The organism is Pseudomonas sp. S3_B08, from assembly GCF_054667725.1.
Genome location: NZ_CP162750.1, coordinates 1,112,909 through 1,128,200 on the forward strand (window position 1 = coordinate 1,112,909; position 15,292 = coordinate 1,128,200).

At 61.2% G+C, this 15,292-nt stretch carries 16 protein-coding genes; 4 read left to right on the forward strand and 12 right to left on the reverse strand.

Annotated elements, in window-relative coordinates; genetic code table 11:
* Positions 1–278: 278 nt before the first annotated feature.
* The gene (locus tag AB4N73_RS05100) at positions 279–557 is read left to right on the forward strand and encodes a hypothetical protein (RefSeq protein WP_457263575.1); all 279 of its coding nucleotides are present in this window, start codon (positions 279–281) and stop codon (positions 555–557) included.
* Positions 558–686: 129 nt separating this feature from the next.
* Here the strand turns inward: AB4N73_RS05100 and AB4N73_RS05105 are convergent, their stop codons facing one another.
* The 8 genes from AB4N73_RS05105 to AB4N73_RS05140 form a co-directional block, all read right to left on the reverse strand.
* Positions 687–1,556 (reverse strand): isocitrate lyase/PEP mutase family protein, encoded by an 870-nt coding sequence (locus AB4N73_RS05105; RefSeq protein WP_016774123.1) that lies wholly within the window; start codon positions 1,554–1,556, stop codon positions 687–689.
* Positions 1,557–1,710: 154 nt separating this feature from the next.
* Positions 1,711–2,745: an arginine N-succinyltransferase gene (gene astA / locus AB4N73_RS05110; protein WP_041478621.1), complete on the reverse strand. Its 1,035-nt coding sequence runs from the start codon at positions 2,743–2,745 to the stop codon at positions 1,711–1,713.
* A 49-nt stretch (positions 2,746–2,794) separates the two neighbouring features.
* Positions 2,795–3,811, reverse strand: coding sequence for an arginine N-succinyltransferase (locus tag AB4N73_RS05115; RefSeq protein ID WP_460143005.1), 1,017 nt, complete (start codon positions 3,809–3,811; stop codon positions 2,795–2,797).
* Positions 3,812–3,929: 118 nt separating this feature from the next.
* Positions 3,930–5,279: an APC family permease gene (locus AB4N73_RS05120; protein WP_076567476.1), complete on the reverse strand. Its 1,350-nt coding sequence runs from the start codon at positions 5,277–5,279 to the stop codon at positions 3,930–3,932.
* A 54-nt stretch (positions 5,280–5,333) separates the two neighbouring features.
* Positions 5,334–6,086 carry an N-formylglutamate amidohydrolase gene (locus tag AB4N73_RS05125; protein ID WP_056784608.1) on the reverse strand — a complete coding sequence of 251 codons (753 nt, stop codon included), beginning with the start codon at positions 6,084–6,086 and terminating at the stop codon, positions 5,334–5,336.
* On the reverse strand, positions 6,070–7,401 hold the full coding sequence (locus AB4N73_RS05130) for a type I glutamate--ammonia ligase (protein ID WP_460143006.1): 1,332 nt from the start codon (positions 7,399–7,401) through the stop codon (positions 6,070–6,072). Before AB4N73_RS05130 ends, AB4N73_RS05125 begins: the two co-directional genes overlap by 17 nt.
* Positions 7,398–8,042 carry a cysteine hydrolase family protein gene (locus AB4N73_RS05135; RefSeq protein WP_460143007.1) on the reverse strand — a complete coding sequence of 215 codons (645 nt, stop codon included), beginning with the start codon at positions 8,040–8,042 and terminating at the stop codon, positions 7,398–7,400. The genes AB4N73_RS05130 and AB4N73_RS05135 overlap by 4 nt, the downstream gene beginning before the upstream one ends.
* Before the next feature lie 2 nt (positions 8,043–8,044).
* Positions 8,045–8,899, reverse strand: coding sequence for a MurR/RpiR family transcriptional regulator (locus AB4N73_RS05140; RefSeq protein ID WP_016774129.1), 855 nt, complete (start codon positions 8,897–8,899; stop codon positions 8,045–8,047).
* Positions 8,900–9,157: 258 nt separating this feature from the next.
* On the opposite strand from AB4N73_RS05140, the gene AB4N73_RS05145 reads away from it, so the two are divergent.
* The gene (locus AB4N73_RS05145) at positions 9,158–9,787 is read left to right on the forward strand and encodes a histidine phosphatase family protein (RefSeq protein ID WP_460143008.1); all 630 of its coding nucleotides are present in this window, start codon (positions 9,158–9,160) and stop codon (positions 9,785–9,787) included.
* Positions 9,787–10,542 carry a precorrin-6A synthase (deacetylating) gene (gene cobF, locus AB4N73_RS05150; RefSeq protein ID WP_252877856.1) on the forward strand — a complete coding sequence of 252 codons (756 nt, stop codon included), beginning with the start codon at positions 9,787–9,789 and terminating at the stop codon, positions 10,540–10,542. The genes AB4N73_RS05145 and cobF overlap by 1 nt, the downstream gene beginning before the upstream one ends.
* Positions 10,543–10,760: 218 nt before the next feature.
* Here cobF and AB4N73_RS05155 read toward each other — a convergent pair whose 3' ends face one another.
* The 3 genes from AB4N73_RS05155 to AB4N73_RS05165 are packed head-to-tail and all read right to left on the reverse strand — an operon-like array spanning position 10,761 to position 13,341.
* Positions 10,761–11,942 carry an acetyl-CoA C-acetyltransferase gene (locus AB4N73_RS05155; protein ID WP_460143009.1) on the reverse strand — a complete coding sequence of 394 codons (1,182 nt, stop codon included), beginning with the start codon at positions 11,940–11,942 and terminating at the stop codon, positions 10,761–10,763.
* Between the two features lie 11 nt (positions 11,943–11,953).
* The gene (locus tag AB4N73_RS05160; RefSeq protein WP_016774134.1) at positions 11,954–12,619 is read right to left on the reverse strand and encodes a CoA transferase subunit B; all 666 of its coding nucleotides are present in this window, start codon (positions 12,617–12,619) and stop codon (positions 11,954–11,956) included.
* 23 nt (positions 12,620–12,642) lie between these two features.
* Positions 12,643–13,341: a CoA transferase subunit A gene (locus AB4N73_RS05165; protein WP_016774135.1), complete on the reverse strand. Its 699-nt coding sequence runs from the start codon at positions 13,339–13,341 to the stop codon at positions 12,643–12,645.
* 296 nt (positions 13,342–13,637) lie between these two features.
* Between AB4N73_RS05165 and AB4N73_RS05170 the strand changes: the two genes are divergently transcribed.
* Complete coding sequence (locus AB4N73_RS05170) at positions 13,638–14,573, forward strand: LysR substrate-binding domain-containing protein (protein ID WP_460143010.1); 936 nt, start codon at positions 13,638–13,640, stop codon at positions 14,571–14,573.
* Positions 14,574–14,617: 44 nt separating this feature from the next.
* On the opposite strand, the gene AB4N73_RS05175 is transcribed toward AB4N73_RS05170, so the two are convergent.
* A complete protein-coding gene (locus tag AB4N73_RS05175) occupies positions 14,618–15,235 on the reverse strand; it encodes a DNA-3-methyladenine glycosylase family protein (RefSeq protein ID WP_460143011.1) in 618 nt (205 codons plus the stop codon).
* Positions 15,236–15,292 lie beyond the last annotated feature (57 nt).

Sequence of the window (15,292 nt, forward strand, 5' to 3'; positions counted from 1 at the left end):
CAAGTTGAATTCAAATTCGCATTCAACGCGATCTCTCACGTCGGCGTAGATCCAGAGCATCCCCCAATCAGTCCCCTCTCCCTCTGGGAGAGGGCTAGGGTGAGGGGCTTTTGTGGGAAAAGTGGCAGTCGAGGACGGCGCACAAAAAATACCGAAAAGTCCGACAGAAGCTCTCGTTGCGGCCGTCGGGCGCGGCTCTTATAGTCTCCGTTCGCAGATAACTCTGCGACGATCTTGGCCGGTCGAATACAGAACCTGACCTTTCTGGAGTGAACTCTATGACCGACCAGGTAATGCCGCGCTACCTCCCCATCGACACCTACGACGCCGAATCGCCGGTGCTTTTCATCAATACCCATACAGAACTCAGCGACATGGCCGCCTGTGCGATGCACCGGTTTGTGGTCGTGCGCGATCTGGCCGACACTTTCGCCAGCCTCAACCTCAAGGGCATCTCCGATTGTGATCTGACGCGGGTGACCAGCGCGGTTCATCTGCTGATGCGCGAGGGCTGCGCGATTCTGAATGTGATTCAGGCGCGGGCGGCGCAGCGGTAGGAGGGGTATAAGACGCCGGTTTAGCGGTGCCGCAATAGACGCTTTCGCGAGCAGGCTCGCTCCCACAGGGGACCGCATTTCAACTGTGGGAGCGAGCCTGCTCGCGAAGGGGCCGGTGCAGCGTGTGCATCACTCCTTGACGCTCATGTACTCCTTGGCCCAGAGAATGTATTCCTCCGGCTGGGTATAGGTGTGCGTCAACTCGGTCGCGCTCAAATCGGAGGCCTGGGTGAAGATCTGCCGCTGTTCGCGCAGGCTGTCGTAGGTTGCTTTGATCGCGGCGAAGTAGGCGCCATGGCCGTCGATGGTCACGCGCACGCCCAGTTCGGCCAGGCGTTTGTCGTCGCGCAGGGCCGGGTTGCCGTAGGTGACCAGCATCAGCGGCACGGTCAGATGCTCGGCGATCTGTTCCAGCTGATCGAAGTCCTGCACGCCGACCATGCAGATACCGTCAGCGCCCGCCGCCTGATATTGGCGGGTGCGGCTGATGATTTCCTGATTCGGCAGAATGCCGGCGTTGGTGCGGGCGATGATGGCCATCTCGGTGTCGACCCGGGCTTCCAGCGCCGCGCGGATCTTGCCGACGCCTTCGGCCACGGTGATCAGGTCGGTGGATTTGCGCCCGAATTGCGCGGGCAGCAGGGTGTCTTCGATGGTCAGTGCAGCGACGCCCGCGCGTTCCAGTTCGACGATGGTGCGCATGACGTTAAGAGCGTTGCCATAGCCGTGGTCGGCGTCGGCGATCACTGGCAATTGGGCGACGCGGCCAATGCGCGTGGCCTGTTCGGCGAATTCGCTGAGGGTGATCAGGGCGAAGTCCGGCGCGCCAAGCACCTGCAGGGAGGCCACGGAACCGCCGAGGATACCCACTTCAAAACCCAGGTCAGCGGCGATGCGGGCGGACATCGGGTCGAACACCGAAGCCGTGTGGTAGCAGGTGTCGGAGGCCAGCAGCTGACGGAAGTTACGGCGCAAATCTTGATGGGAAAGCCTGGTCATACGAGTTCCACCAATACATAAGGAATGGAAGGGCTTGAGCAAAGGTGTCAACGCCGAAGAGTGAAAAGGCTATCACGCGAATGGGTCAAGAATCATGACGAATTTGCGCGGCAGGACTGGCGGCTGAAAGGTTTAATCTCCCGTGCTGGAAATATCAGGCCGCCACGGCATGTTGCTGTTGATGGGGCAGGAGCACTGCGCGCACTGAATTGCCCGGCTGAAGTTGCAGGCGTTTGGCGGTGAGACGATCGACAACCAGGCTGTTGCCCACCAGTCGACCGGGGGCCACGGTGATACGGCAGTTTTCCAGCCGGCGGTTGTGAATCAGCCATAGCGGCGCCTGCTCGTCCGGGGTGCCGAGGCTCAGGGTCAGTTCGAGGCTGTCGCGCACCGTGCGGATGCTGCGGATCGGCGCTTCGATGACCGGGCCACCGTCGAAAATGTCGATATAGCCTTTGTGCGTGAAACCCTCGGCTTGAAGAATCTTCAACGCCGGCTGGGTGTTCGGGTGAGTCTGGCCTATCGCCGCCTGCGCCTGTTCGGTGAGGAGGCAGGTGTACAGCGGCTGGCGCGGCATCAGTTCGGCGATAAAGGCTTTGTTGCCCAGGCCGGACAAGTGATCGGCGTGGGTGAAATCCATCTGGAAGAAGTGCCGGCCGAGGCTGTCCCAAAATGGCGAGCAACCGTTTTCATCGGCACTGCCTCGCAGTTCGGCTATCATCTTCTCGCCAAACAGATGCGGAAATTCGGCGACGAACAGCAGACGACCCAGCGACAACAGGCGGCCATTGCTGCCGTTGCGCTGGTCATGGCGCAGGAACAGCGAGCACAGCTCCGATTGCCCGGTCAGTTCGTTGTTGAGGAACAACGTTGGGATCTGCCGCTGAATGCCCAGGTCCGGTGCCGAACTGACGGTCACCCCGAGCCGGTAGTTGTACCAGGGCTCGCGCAGGCCAACGGCGCCGGCCATCGCGCTGACACCGACCACGCGCTGCTCATCATCCTCGAGGACAAACAGGTAATCGGCATCGGCCCGTTCGACCTGTTCGGCGAACGCCCGTTGCGCCCAGCGCACCCGGTGCGCAAGTCGGTCCTCGTTGGCCGGAAGGGTGGTGAAACCTGGCCCGGCCTGTTCGACGAGGGTCATCAAGGCAGGCAGGTCGCTGACTTTTACCGGACGGACAATCATGCTCCAACTCCTTTGGCGTACCGATTCAGGCGCCGATGGCTAACGCGGCTCACAGAGCGACCAGCCGTATCGAGCTGCCTTCGCTGACTTTCAGCGCCGCGCAGATGGCGGGCGTCAGGGGCAGCGGCTGATCGGGGTGATAATCGAGTTCGGTGACAATCGCGCGGTAGTCATGCAGGGCGTCATTGCTCAGCAGATAACGGCCACGGGCGTCGGTCGATACTTGTTGGCGGACAATGACCGTTTGGCTGTCAGCGATCGAGCGAATGTTTGCGGTACGCGCATACAGGGTCGGGCCGGCGTCGAACAGGTCGATGTAGCTGTTGGTTTCGAAGCCTTCCCGCGCGAGGATGTCGAACGCTTCCTGGCCGTCCGGGTGCACGCGGCCGATGCAATCCTGCGCCGCTTGCGGCAGCATCGGCACGTAGATCGGGTATTGCGGCATCAGTTCGGCGAGAAACGTGCGGCTCTGCAACCCGCACAGGCGCTCGGCTTCCGCGTACGGCAGGTCGAAGAAATGCTTGCCCAGCGCATCCCAGAACGGCGAGTGACCCTGCTCGTCGCTGTAGCCGACGATCTCGGTGATCACCGCCTCGGAGAACCGCTGTGCATGCGCAGCAATGAACAGCAGGCGCGCTCGCGACAGCAGTTCAGAAAACGGCGTGCGCACCAACGCGGTGTCAATGTGGAAACCGCGCAGCAAGGTATGCCCGCTGAGGTCATGGCACAGCGACAGCGCCGGCACGCCATGCTCGATGTTCAATTCTCGCGATGCACTGGTGAAATGGCGGTTGCGCAGGCTGTAGAACGGCTCCTTGAAGCCGGCGGTGGCAAGGATTTCCGAGCAGCCGACCAATTGCTGGCGTTCGAGATCTTCCAGTACAAAGAAATAGTTTTCCGGCCCCTGGGCTGTGGCGGCGCTGTCGAAAGACGCGCACGACGCGGCGATTTTTTCGCGCAGGTGTTCGCTGTCATCCGGCAGCGAAGTCACGCCGATCAGGCTCTCGCGGGCCAGGCGCTGTAGCTGGGGCAGATCATTCTGCTCGACTGGGCGTAAGACCAGCATGGATGTACTCCTGTATCAAAAGGTTCGGCCGATTCGCCGAACCTGACTATCACTGTCGGTGTCCACGCGTTGAATCGGCGGTCGCCTGATTTGTTGTCAGACGCCGCTCTTTTTCTTGTCAGCCTTTGCTCGGATCGGGCAGCGCTGTGCTGGCGCCGAGCTTGTTGAGGAAGAACAGGTACACCAGGCCCAGGGCAATCCAGATCAGGCCGAGTTTCTGCGCATCGACGCCCATGTTGTACATGATGGCGGCGACGATGATGAAGCCGATCACCGGGCAGAGCAGATGGCGCACAAACTGTCCCGACTTCTGCCGACGCCAGTAGTGGTTGATCACCGTCAGGTGCAGAAGCATGAAACCGCTGAGGGCGCCGAAGTTGATCAGCGAGGTGAGGATGTCGACCGCGTCGATGAACAGGTAGCAGATCAGCAGCGACAATACCGCCACCAGATAAATGCTCAGGTACGGCGTGTTGTGTTTCGGGTGGACCTTGGCCAGCACCTTCGGCAGCTTGCCGTCGCGGGCCATGCCGAACAGCAGGCGCGAGACGGCGGCCTGCGAGGTGATCGCTACAGCAACGCCCCAGGCCAGCGCCGTGGCGACGGCGGTCAGGGTCGCCAGCCAGCTGCCAGCGGCGATTTCAGCGATTTCATAGAACGCGGTGTCGGCGGATTTGAAGCCCATGCCCGCCGCCAGATCGGTGGCAATCCAAGTCTGTACGACGAAAATCGTGCCCATCACCGCCAGGGTGATCAGCGCTGCCTTGCCGACGCTGCGGCCCGGATCTTCCTTGATTTCTTCGGCGAGGGTGGAGATCGCGTCGAAGCCGAGGAACGACAGCACGGCGATCGACACCGCTTGCATCAGCAGAGCGAAGTTGAAGGTTTCCGGGTGATACAGCGGCGCCAGCGTCAGCTCACCGTTACCGCCACCGTTGTGCAGGGCGTTCCAGGCGTAGAACAGGAAGATGCCCAGCACGACCAGTTGTGCCAGCAGGAACAGCATGTTCATCCGCGCGGTGAAGGTGATGCCGCGCAGGTTGACGAATGTTGCGCTGACCAGAAACGCCAGGATGAAGCCGACCTTGGGAATGTCCGGGTACAAATGGTTGAGCGCCATCGCCGAATACAGGTACAGCAGCGGCGGAATCAGCAGGTAATCGAGCAGCATCAGCCAGCCAGCGATGAAGCCGACGTGTTGATTAAGGCCGCGCTGGGCGTAGGAATATACGGAGCCGGCAACCGGAAAGGCCTTGGCCATGCTGCCGTAACTCAGCGCGGTGAACAGCATCGCCACCATGCCGATGATGTACGCCAGCGGCACCATCCCCGGTGCTTCGGCGTTGACGTAGCCATACACACCGAACGGGGCGATGGGGATCATGAAGATCATCCCGTACACCACCAGATCGGTCAGCGTCAGGCTACGTTTCAACTCTTGCTTGTAGCCGAATTCTTCAATTTCCATGAAGCGCAACTCCTTGTCAGCCATCGGTCGGTTTATGTTTTATCGGTCCGTCATTTACAGCAAAGGTGCGAGGTAGCCGGCCCAGCGCGACACTGCTTCGGGGCTGCGCAGCAGATCGTTGCGCACCTCGATCAGTACTGCCTCAAGGCCCCGGGCATCACCGTGCACCGGCACGGTCATGTCGCCCAAGGGATCAATTCTGTACGGCTGGTTGCCCGCCACCTTCAGCGGATGCACTTGCAGCCCGTCGAGCAAACGCAGGGCATAGTCTTTGGCCTGGCCGAACAACACCCCGACTTCCAGTGGTCGCGGCTGGCCGTAATACACCGGGGTAAAACTGTGAATGCCGACCACACGCACCGGCAGACCTTTGGCAATGCGCTCGTCGATCAACATCTGCAAGCGCGCATGAAACGGCTTGAACAGGGTCTGCCGACGGTACTCGCGGGTCGCCTCATCCAGCTCGCGGTTGCCGGGTATCGGGTAGATCTCGCTCTGCAGCGGGATGCTGTCCGGCGCATGGCGCGGTCGGTTGAGGTCGATCAGCAGCCGTGAATAGTTGGCGCTGAGCAGGGTAGCGCCAAGCTGTTCCGACAACTGTTCGGCCAGTTGCAGCGCGCCGATGTCCCAGGCGATATGTTCGCGTGCGGCCGCCTCGTCCAGGCCCAGATTGTTCAGGGCGTCGGGAATGTAGCGACTGGCGTGTTCGCACACGAGGATCAACGGATTCGTCGAGTCCTCGCGGCTCAGGGTGTAGACCGGGCGGGTGTATAACCCCAGCTCGGCGGATTCAGTACAGGCGTGCATAGTGCTCACACAGGTCAGCGGGCGAGAGCTGTTCCGTCAGCGCCAGTTCCTCGGTTTTCAGGGCGTAATACGTGTCGAGCAACGGCTTGGGCAGCCATTCATTGAAGGCTGCACTGTCACGCAGGCAATCCAGCGCCTGGGCCAGCGAGGCGGGCAGGGCGACGATGCCCCGGGCCTTGCGTTGCTCGTCGTTGAGTGAATCGGGAATTTCGTCGGTGATCGCGTTCAGCGCCAGACGTTGTTCGATGCCCAGCCGCCCGGCAATCAGCAGTGCGGCCATGGCCAGATGCGGCGAGGCGGTGGCGTCCATGGCGCGGAATTCCAGGTTGAACTGCTGCGCAGCGGATTTACCCCCCAGGGTCACGGTCGGGCAGATGCGAAGCGCCGCTTCACGGTTCTGCTGCCCCAGACACGCATACGACGCGCTCCAGTGGTGCGGCTGCAAACGCTGGTATGACAGCGGCGTCGGCGCGGTGAACGCGCACAGCGCCGGTAGAAAATGCAGGACTCCGGCAGCCCAATGCTGGCCGATGCTCGACAGGCCGTTGCTGGTGCCGGCGTCGTACAACATCGGCTGGCCGGCCAGATCGAGCAGGCTGACGTGCAGGTGCACACCGTTGCACACCGCCTCGGCGGCAGTCTTCGGCGCGAAACTCAGGTCGAGGCCCATTTGCCGGGCGATTTCCCGGGTGATTTCGCGCACGTTGACCGCACGATCCGCCGCCGCTACGCCAAGAGTCGGGCGGCAGGTGATTTCGTATTGGTGCTTGCCGTATTCCGGCAGAAACATTTCCGGCTCGACGCCGCCGGCGCGCAGGGCGCTGAGCAGCCAGCCGCCGAATTCGGCGCCTTGGCGCTGCGCCTCGAGAGAGAACGCCGCGTGTTCGGCAATGCCTGCGTGCAGGTTGAATTCATGTTCGAAGGCGGCGTTGACCTGCAACCCCAACTCATCGTGATAGCGCTCGACTTCATCGCGCAGTAATGTGCGTGGGCAGGCGCCCCACGCCTGACCGTCAGTCTCGCGAATATCGGCGTGGATGAAATCCAGCACCGGCGCATTGGCGTCCGGGCCGCTGCCGACAGTGACGCGGCTGCTCAGATCCGGAATCAGCCGCAGGTCGCCGTACGCGCCCCACGGACTGCTCGAGGCGATGATGTCCTGCGGCGTCAACGCGCTGTTGGCGGGGACCCAGCCGCAACCCGCCGCCTGGTAATGCTCCAGCTCATCGCTAGGAAACGAGCGGCCCCGGGTGATGCCGATCAGGTCAGTTGTCACCAGCGTGGTCATCGGTAAAGGCGTCAGGCGCGGGCTCATGGCTGCATCTCCCGCAGACGACCGAGTACGGTGTCGGTGTCGGTGATCCAGCAGTAACCCTTGATCGCGTTGAGGCAGGCTTGATGGCGTTCAGCTGTGTAAGTGGCGCAGGCATCCTCCACCAGCGTGACCAGATAGCCACGGTCGGCGGCATCGCGCACGGCCATGTCCACGCATTGGTCGGTGACGATGCCGGCGATGATCAGATGGCGGGTCTGCAGATTGCGCAGCACGTAATCGATGTTGGTTGAATTGAACACCCCGGAGGAGGTCTTCGGCAGCGCGATTTCGTTTTCGGTCGGGGTCAGCTCAGCGATGACCTGAGCCTGCACGCTGCCCTTGGGCAGGTGCATGTCAGACAGTTTGTGATCCAGCGAGCGGTCGCGACCGTCGGCGGTCAGGCTTTCGATAATCGTGTGCAGCACGTTCTGCTGCGCCTGGCGAAAGGCGCCGAGCAGGCGCTGTTGGTTGGGTACCACCTGGCTGCGCGTGCGCTGAAGAAAATATTCGGCATCCGCCCCGCGCAGGTGTGGGTCGAATTGCGGTTCGAGCCAGGCGCGCTGCATGTCCACCAGCAACAAAGCGGTGTGGTCGGTCGCAAACGGCAGGTCCCGTGGCGAGCGGTGGGGAAGGCTGAACATCCTTATTTGTCCTCCAGCAGGTGAGTCGCAAAATCGTTGCGCAGGGCATCGATGCCTTCCAGGCGATCGGCCGGGTCTGGCACGCGCAAGGTCAGGCAGGCAATCAACGCCTCGACCTGCGCCAGCGCCGGCACCATGGTGTCGAACGGCGACGCCGATTCCACCGGCGCGCTGATGATCAGGTCGGCCAATTCGCGCAGCGGCGAGGCGTAGACATCGGTGAACAGCACCACCCGCGCGTTGTTGTTCTTCGCCGCCTGCGCAACGCGCAAAGCTTGGGTCTGGTAGCGCCGGTAGTCGAACACCAGCACCACGTCCTGACGTTGCAGATCGTACAAACGGTCGGGCAGCAGGGCGTTATCTTCCAGGGCGAAACAGCCGGGACGCAGCAGGCGCAAGTGGTTGAGCAGGTAATTGGCCAGCAGAATGCTGAAGCGGCCTCCGAAACAGTAGACCTGATGGCGGCTGTCGAGCAGCCATTCGACGAGGATGCGCACATCTTCAGGCTGGGTCAGGGCTTGGGTGTCGACCAGCAAACGCTGGCTGTCCGCCAAGTAATGCGCCCAGGCATCGTCCTTGTTCTGCTGCGAGCGCGGCTGCAACAAGGTGCGCGGTGAACGCAGGCGATGGTCCATGTCGCTGAGCAGGGCTTCCTGGAATTCGGCATAACCGCCGAAACCGAGCTTTTTCACCAGACGCACGATGGTCGGATCGCTGACGCCGGCATGTTCGGCCAGTCGCGCCATAGGCCCGAGACCGTTGCGTGGATACTGATCAAGCAGGGCGCGAACGACTTTGCGCTCCGACGGCGTCAGGTCCAGGCCGGGATCGGTGATCAGGTCTCTGAGAGGGGGCATCCGGGCTCCTGCTGGATGGGGTGTCGAATTTGTTTCACATTCCGTTAAACGAGTATTTATGTAATGGGTGCTACATGTCTAGCTAATTTTTGTACAGGTTTTCTGAGCACCAAAAGTGTGCAAGGTGCCCGTGTAATAAGGGCTACGTCGAAGTAACGCGCTGTTGTAGTCCTTTGCCGATTGCTGTGTCAGACATTGCCTATCCCAAGCTCAGCGACGGGCCGGTGACAACCCTGAACGCCAAGGTTTTACGGCACAATGCGACGCGTATCGGCTGTGTGCCATTGTTTGTTTTATCTTTCGACCGAGAACCTGCTTGTGCCAAGTAGCCGTTTGACACTGATTTGCCATGCGCGAACCGTCGCACAGAAACTGGCGCGTTTTCCTACGGACGAGCCTGTTGAAGAGTTGCATTTAGCTTCTGACGCGTGGAGGGCGCGATTCGCCCCGCCACGGCGACTGATTTGCGCGCCTGAGCTGCGTACCCGGCAAACGGCAGCGTGGTTTGGCGTCGATGCGGAGATTGATCAAGCCCTGCGCGATTGCGATTGGGGATGCTGGCACGGCCAATCGATCAAGGACCTGCAAGCCAATGAAAACCAGGCTTTGCAAGCCTGGCTGGCCGATCCTGAAGCGGCGCCCCATGGCGGCGAATCGGTCAGGCAACTGACGCAGCGGGTCTCAATGTGGCTGGACTCCATCGCCGAAACCCCAGTCCATGTAGTGGCAGTCACGCATCCGTTTGTCATTCGCGCGGCGCTAATGCAGGTGCTGCAGGGCGCGGCGTTCCACGCAATCGACGTCGAGCCCCTGGCGATGATCGACTTGCGCTTCAATGGCATCTGGCGTCTACGCTTGCCGGGCATGGCCCTTGACGAGGAATTCTGATGAAACAGCTGCTGGTCATCGGCATTGGCGCGGGCAATCCGGACTACATCACGATGCAGGCGGTGAAAGCGCTGAATCGGGTCGATGTGTTCTTTTTGCTGGATAAAGGCCAGAGCAAGCAGACGCTGATCGACCTGCGCCGGGAGATCTGCGAGCGCTACATCACCGGCCACGCTTATCGCTTTGTCGAAGCCAGCAGCCCGGAGCGCGAGCGCGGCGATGTCGACTACACGGCGAGCGTCGATGCACTCAATCGCGCCAAGCAGCAAACCTTCGAGCGGCTGATCAATGATGAATTGTCCGACGGCCAGTGCGGCGGACTCCTGATCTGGGGCGATCCGGCGTTATACGACAGCACATTGCGGATTCTTCAGGCGATTCAGGCAACAGGCCGCTGTGAATTCGACTATGAAGTCATCCCCGGGATCACCAGCGTTCAGGCCCTGGCTGCGCAGCACAAAATACCTTTGAACACGATTGGTCGCTCAGTAGAAATCACTACAGGCCGGCGATTGGCGGCGGGGCAGGTGAGTGAAGCGGACAGTCTGGTGGTAATGCTCGATGCCGAGGATTCGTACCAGCGGGTGGCGGATCGGCAGACCGAGATTTTCTGGGGCGCTTACCTGGGCACGCCGGACGAGATACTGCTCAGCGGCCGGCTGGCGGAGGTGGCCGATGAGATCGAACGGGTGCGCAAGGCGGCGCGAGCGGAGCATGGGTGGATCATGGATACCTATCTGTTGCGCAAGCCTTGAATGGTTGGCGCCTGAACACGCGCTTTCGCGAGCAGGCTCGCTCCCACAGGGAAATGCGTTGCAGAATGTGGGGCGAGCCTGCCCGCGAAGGGGTCAGAACATTCACCACCGATTGTAGACAGGCAAAAAGAAACCCGGTGCAACGCAAATCGCACCGGGTTTTTTGTTGCCAGCCAACAGCGGATGTCGTGGATCCGCCGTCAACCTAGAACTCCGTATCAGCCGCGTTCCAGCGCCAAAGCCACGCCCTGACCGCCGCCGATGCACAAGGTCGCCAGACCTTTTTTCGCATCGCGCTTGAGCATTTCGTGCAGCAATGTCACCAGCACGCGGCAACCTGATGCGCCGATCGGGTGACCGAGGGCGATGGCGCCACCGTTGACGTTGACCTTGTCCAGATCCCATTGCAGGTCTTTGGCCACGGCCAGCGATTGTGCAGCGAACGCTTCGTTGGCTTCGATCAGGTCGAGCTGGTCGATGTTCCAGCCGGCCTTGTCCAGGCAGCGGCGGGTCGCCGATACCGGGCCGATGCCCATGATCGCCGGGTCGACGCCAGCGTTGGCGTAGGCGGCAATCCCGGCCAGAACCGGCAGGCCCAGCGATTTGGCTTTCTCGGCACTCATCAGAATCACGGCGGCGGCACCGTCGTTCAGCGACGAGGCGTTGCCAGCGGTGACGCTGCCGTCCTTTTTGAACGCCGGACGCAGTTTTGCCAGAGATTCTGCGCTGGTATCGCCGCGTGGCTGCTCGTCGACCTTGAACGCCACCGGATCGCCTTTGCGCTGCGGGATCAGGATCGGCGTGATTTCATCAACGAAGCGCCCGGCCTCGATCGCAGCGGCAGCTTTCTGCTGGGAAGCGGCAGCAAAGGCGTCCTGCTGTTCGCGGCTGATCTGGTATTTGTCGACCAGATTCTCGGCAGTGATGCCCATGTGGTAATCGTTGAACGCATCCCACAGGCCATCGCTGATCATCGTGTCGACGATTTGCGCGTGACCCATGCGCAGACCGGTGCGCGCGCCCGGCATGATGTAGTTGGACAGGCTCATGTTCTCCTGACCGCCGGCGATGATCACCTCGGCGTCGCCGCAACGGATCGCCTGCGCGCCCAGGTGAAGAGCCTTGAGGCCCGAACCGCAAACCTTGTTCAGGGTCATGGCCGGTACGGCGTGGGGCAGGCCAGCCTTGATTGCGGCTTGACGTGCCGGGTTCTGGCCAGCGCCAGCGGTGAGCACCTGGCCCATGATCACTTCATCGACCTGCGCACCGTCGAGGCCGGTCTGCTTGAGCAACTGGCGGATCACCGCCGCGCCCAGGTCTACAGCGGATACATTGGCCAGGGAGCCCTGAAAACTGCCGATCGCGGTACGCGTGGCGGCAACAATGACGACGTCTTGCATGTGCGAATTCCTCACTGGGCAGCGAACTGCATTTCCGGTACGTGATCCGGGACGATCAGTTTACCAGCGGTTTTGGCGACGATTTCCTCAACACTGACGCCAGGTGCGCGTTCCTTGAGGACAAAAGCGCCATTTTCGATTTCCAGATAGGCGAGGTCGGTCAGCACGCGCTTGATGCAGCCGGCACCGGTCAGCGGCAGGCTGCACTTGGCCAGCAGCTTGGACTCACCATCCTTCGAGGCGTGGGTCATGATGACAATGATGTTGTCGGCGCCGGCCACCAGATCCATCGCGCCGCCCATGCCCTTGACCAGTTTGCCGGGGATCATCCACGAAGCGATGTTGCCTTCCACATCCACTTCGAAAGCGCCGAGCACGGTCAGGTCGACATGGCCGCCGCGGATCATTGCGAAGGATTCGGCGGAATTGAAGATCGACGCGCCGATCCGCGCAGTCACCGTTTGTTTGCCGGCGTTGATCATGTCGGCATCGATGGTTTCTTCGGTCGGGAACGGACCCATGCCGAGCAGGCCGTTTTCCGATTGCAGCATGACTTCCATGCCTTCGGGGATGTAGTTGGCGACCAGGGTCGGAATGCCGATGCCGAGGTTCACGTAGTAGCCGTCCTGCATTTCGCGGGCGACGCGTTGAGCCATTTGTTCGCGGGTAAGTGCCATGTTGTTGTTCTCCGTAGGCCTGATTATTTGCGGATGGTGCGCTGTTCGATGCGTTTTTCGAACGTGCCGCAAATGACTCGATCGACGTAGATGCCCGGGGTGTGGATCTGCGTCGGGTCGAGTTCGCCGGGCTCGACGATTTCTTCGACTTCGACCACGGTGATCTTGCCGGCGGTAGCGGCCAACGGGTTGAAATTCTGCGCGGTGTGACGGTAAACGACGTTACCGAAATGGTCGGCCTTCCAGCCTTTGACGATGGCGAAATCGCCGGTGATGGATTCTTCCATCAGGTATTTGCGCCCCTTGAACTCGCGCACTTCCTTGCCTTCAGCAACCGGGGTGCCAACGCCAGTGGCGGTGAAGAACGCCGGAATGCCGGCGCCGCCCGCGCGCATTTTTTCGGCGAGGGTGCCTTGCGGGGTAAGGATGACTTCGATCTCGCCCTTGAGCAGTTGCTCTTCAAACAGTTTGTTCTCGCCGACGTAGGAGGCGATGACTTTGCTGATCTGGCGGTCGGTGAGCAGCACGCCAAGGCCGAAACCATCAACGCCGCAGTTGTTGGAAACCACGGTGAGGTCACGGGTGCCCTTGCGCTTGATCTCGGCGATCAGGTTTTCCGGAATGCCGCACAGACCAAAGCCGCCGGCGATAACGGTCATGCCGTCTTCCAGCCCGGCCATCGCTTCCTCGTAGGAATACACACGCTTGTCGAAACCTGCCATAGGCACCTCTTTTATTATTTGCGGGCGGCTGGCTAGCCGAATGACTGGAGTGTCTCTCTGCTGGATATATTTGTTAAGTTGATTTTTAAGGTGGATTGATTGATAAATCTCACCAATACGCGTTCGGCGATGATCGTTCCCACGCTCCGCGTGGGAATGCCTCCAGGGACGCTCCGCGTCCAGTGACGCGGAGCGTCACGGGCTGCATTCCCACGCAGGAGCGTGGGAACGATCAGGGCCATCGCATCACGGCTTGCAGCTTGACGCTTGCAGCTTGCAACTGGAGCAAAGCGACCATGACCATCAAACAGATCCGGGCCTTTCTCGCCGTGGCCCATAGCCTGAGCTTCGCTGTGGCCTGCGAGCGTCTGCATTTGTCGCAATCGGCGCTCAGCCTGACCATCAAGGCGCTGGAAGAGGGCCTGGGAGGGCGTCTGTTCAGCCGTAACACGCGTAACGTGGCGTTGACCCCGGAAGGCGAGTCCCTGCTGCCGCTGGCGCGCCGCTTGATCGCCGACTGGGACAATGCCGAAGACGAAATGCGCCAGCGTTTCAGCCTGCAGCGCGGACGCGTGACGCTGGCGGCGATGCCGTCGTTTGCCGGCAATCTGCTGCCGCCGATCCTCAAGAGCTTTCGCGCGCGTTATCCGAACGTCAACGTGACGGTCAACGACGTGATCAACGAGCAAGTGCTGGAAATGGTCCGCGATCGTCAGGTTGAACTCGGTGTGGCGTTCGCGCCGATGCAGAGCACGTCGATGACATTCACGCCTTTGTATGTCGATCGCTTTGTCGCCGTGGTGCCGGCCGATTCAGCGCTGGCCGGTCGCGCCGACATCGATTGGCAGACTTTGCTGCAGGAACCGTTCATCACCCTGCAGCGGCCATCGACCGTGCGGGTCATGCTCGAAGAGCATTTGCAGGCGCGCGGAATGAAGTTGCCGGTGGAGTTCGAGAGTCATCAATTGGCGACCGTTGGCCGAATGGTTGCCAGCGGGCTTGGGGTCAGCGCGGTGCCGGCATTGTGCGCCGGGCAAATGCGCGAGCTCGGTGCGCATTGCCTGACCTTGAATGATTCTGTGGAGCGGGCGATTGGTGTGTTGACCGAGCCGGGCAATGAACTGTCGGCGGCGGCGCAGGCGTTGTTCGAGATTCTCAAGGCTGAAGATTTGCAGCGCCAGTTCGATTTTCCCCTCACCCTGGGAGCGCGGAAACAGAGCGCCGAACGCTGATTCAGTGTGGGAGCGAGCCTGCTCGCGAAGAACGATAACGCGGTCTAAACCTTGGCCACGCGCCACAGATACCAGGCCGCAAGCGTCCGATAAGGTTTCCACGCCTGGCCAATCCCGATCATCTGTTTGCGCGTCGGCTGCACCTCCAGTCCCTTCAAGCGCCGATATCCCTCACGCACGCCAAAATCATCCGCCGGCAGGATGTCCATACGTTCCAGGCTGTAGATCAACAGCATCTCCACGGTCCAGCGGCCGACCCCGCGCAGGCTGGTCAGGCGTTCGATCAGGGTTTCATCGTCCATCGCCCGTGCAGTCGGGTAGTCGGGGACCACGCCGTCCAGCGAAGCCTGGGCGATCCCTTGAATCGTCGCAATCTTGCTCGCCGAAAAACCACAAGCACGCAGGCGCTCGACCTCGGTAGCCAGAATCTGCTGCGGACGCGGAAACGCCTGGCCGGGGAACAACTCCACCAAACGCCCAAGGATCGCATCGCCGGCCTTGGGGTGCAGTTGCTGATAGGCAATCGCCCGTACCAGCGATTCATACGGGTCGCGCGCTGGATGTGGCTGATGCCGACATGGCCCGACGGCGTTGATATGGCGTTGCCAGTCATTGTCTATCGCGGCCAGAAAAGCGCTGGCCATCTCATACATGTCAGCCATGTTGCGGTGATTCGGACATACCCATCGAAATCCCTGTTTGCGTGTTGGATCGCAAGG

Coding starts and splice junctions, on each gene's coding strand:
- AB4N73_RS05100 (WP_457263575.1), top strand. CDS start 279: ATGACCGACCAGGTAATGCCGCGCTACCTCCCCATCGACACCTACGAC.
- AB4N73_RS05105 (WP_016774123.1), bottom strand. CDS start 1,556: ATGACCAGGCTTTCCCATCAAGATTTGCGCCGTAACTTCCGTCAGCTG.
- astA (WP_041478621.1), bottom strand. CDS start 2,745: ATGATTGTCCGTCCGGTAAAAGTCAGCGACCTGCCTGCCTTGATGACC.
- AB4N73_RS05115 (WP_460143005.1), bottom strand. CDS start 3,811: ATGCTGGTCTTACGCCCAGTCGAGCAGAATGATCTGCCCCAGCTACAG.
- AB4N73_RS05120 (WP_076567476.1), bottom strand. CDS start 5,279: ATGGAAATTGAAGAATTCGGCTACAAGCAAGAGTTGAAACGTAGCCTG.
- AB4N73_RS05125 (WP_056784608.1), bottom strand. CDS start 6,086: ATGCACGCCTGTACTGAATCCGCCGAGCTGGGGTTATACACCCGCCCG.
- AB4N73_RS05130 (WP_460143006.1), bottom strand. CDS start 7,401: ATGAGCCCGCGCCTGACGCCTTTACCGATGACCACGCTGGTGACAACT.
- AB4N73_RS05135 (WP_460143007.1), bottom strand. CDS start 8,042: ATGTTCAGCCTTCCCCACCGCTCGCCACGGGACCTGCCGTTTGCGACC.
- AB4N73_RS05140 (WP_016774129.1), bottom strand. CDS start 8,899: ATGCCCCCTCTCAGAGACCTGATCACCGATCCCGGCCTGGACCTGACG.
- AB4N73_RS05145 (WP_460143008.1), top strand. CDS start 9,158: ATGCGACGCGTATCGGCTGTGTGCCATTGTTTGTTTTATCTTTCGACC.
- cobF (WP_252877856.1), top strand. CDS start 9,787: ATGAAACAGCTGCTGGTCATCGGCATTGGCGCGGGCAATCCGGACTAC.
- AB4N73_RS05155 (WP_460143009.1), bottom strand. CDS start 11,942: ATGCAAGACGTCGTCATTGTTGCCGCCACGCGTACCGCGATCGGCAGT.
- AB4N73_RS05160 (WP_016774134.1), bottom strand. CDS start 12,619: ATGGCACTTACCCGCGAACAAATGGCTCAACGCGTCGCCCGCGAAATG.
- AB4N73_RS05165 (WP_016774135.1), bottom strand. CDS start 13,341: ATGGCAGGTTTCGACAAGCGTGTGTATTCCTACGAGGAAGCGATGGCC.
- AB4N73_RS05170 (WP_460143010.1), top strand. CDS start 13,638: ATGACCATCAAACAGATCCGGGCCTTTCTCGCCGTGGCCCATAGCCTG.
- AB4N73_RS05175 (WP_460143011.1), bottom strand. CDS start 15,235: ATGGCTGACATGTATGAGATGGCCAGCGCTTTTCTGGCCGCGATAGAC.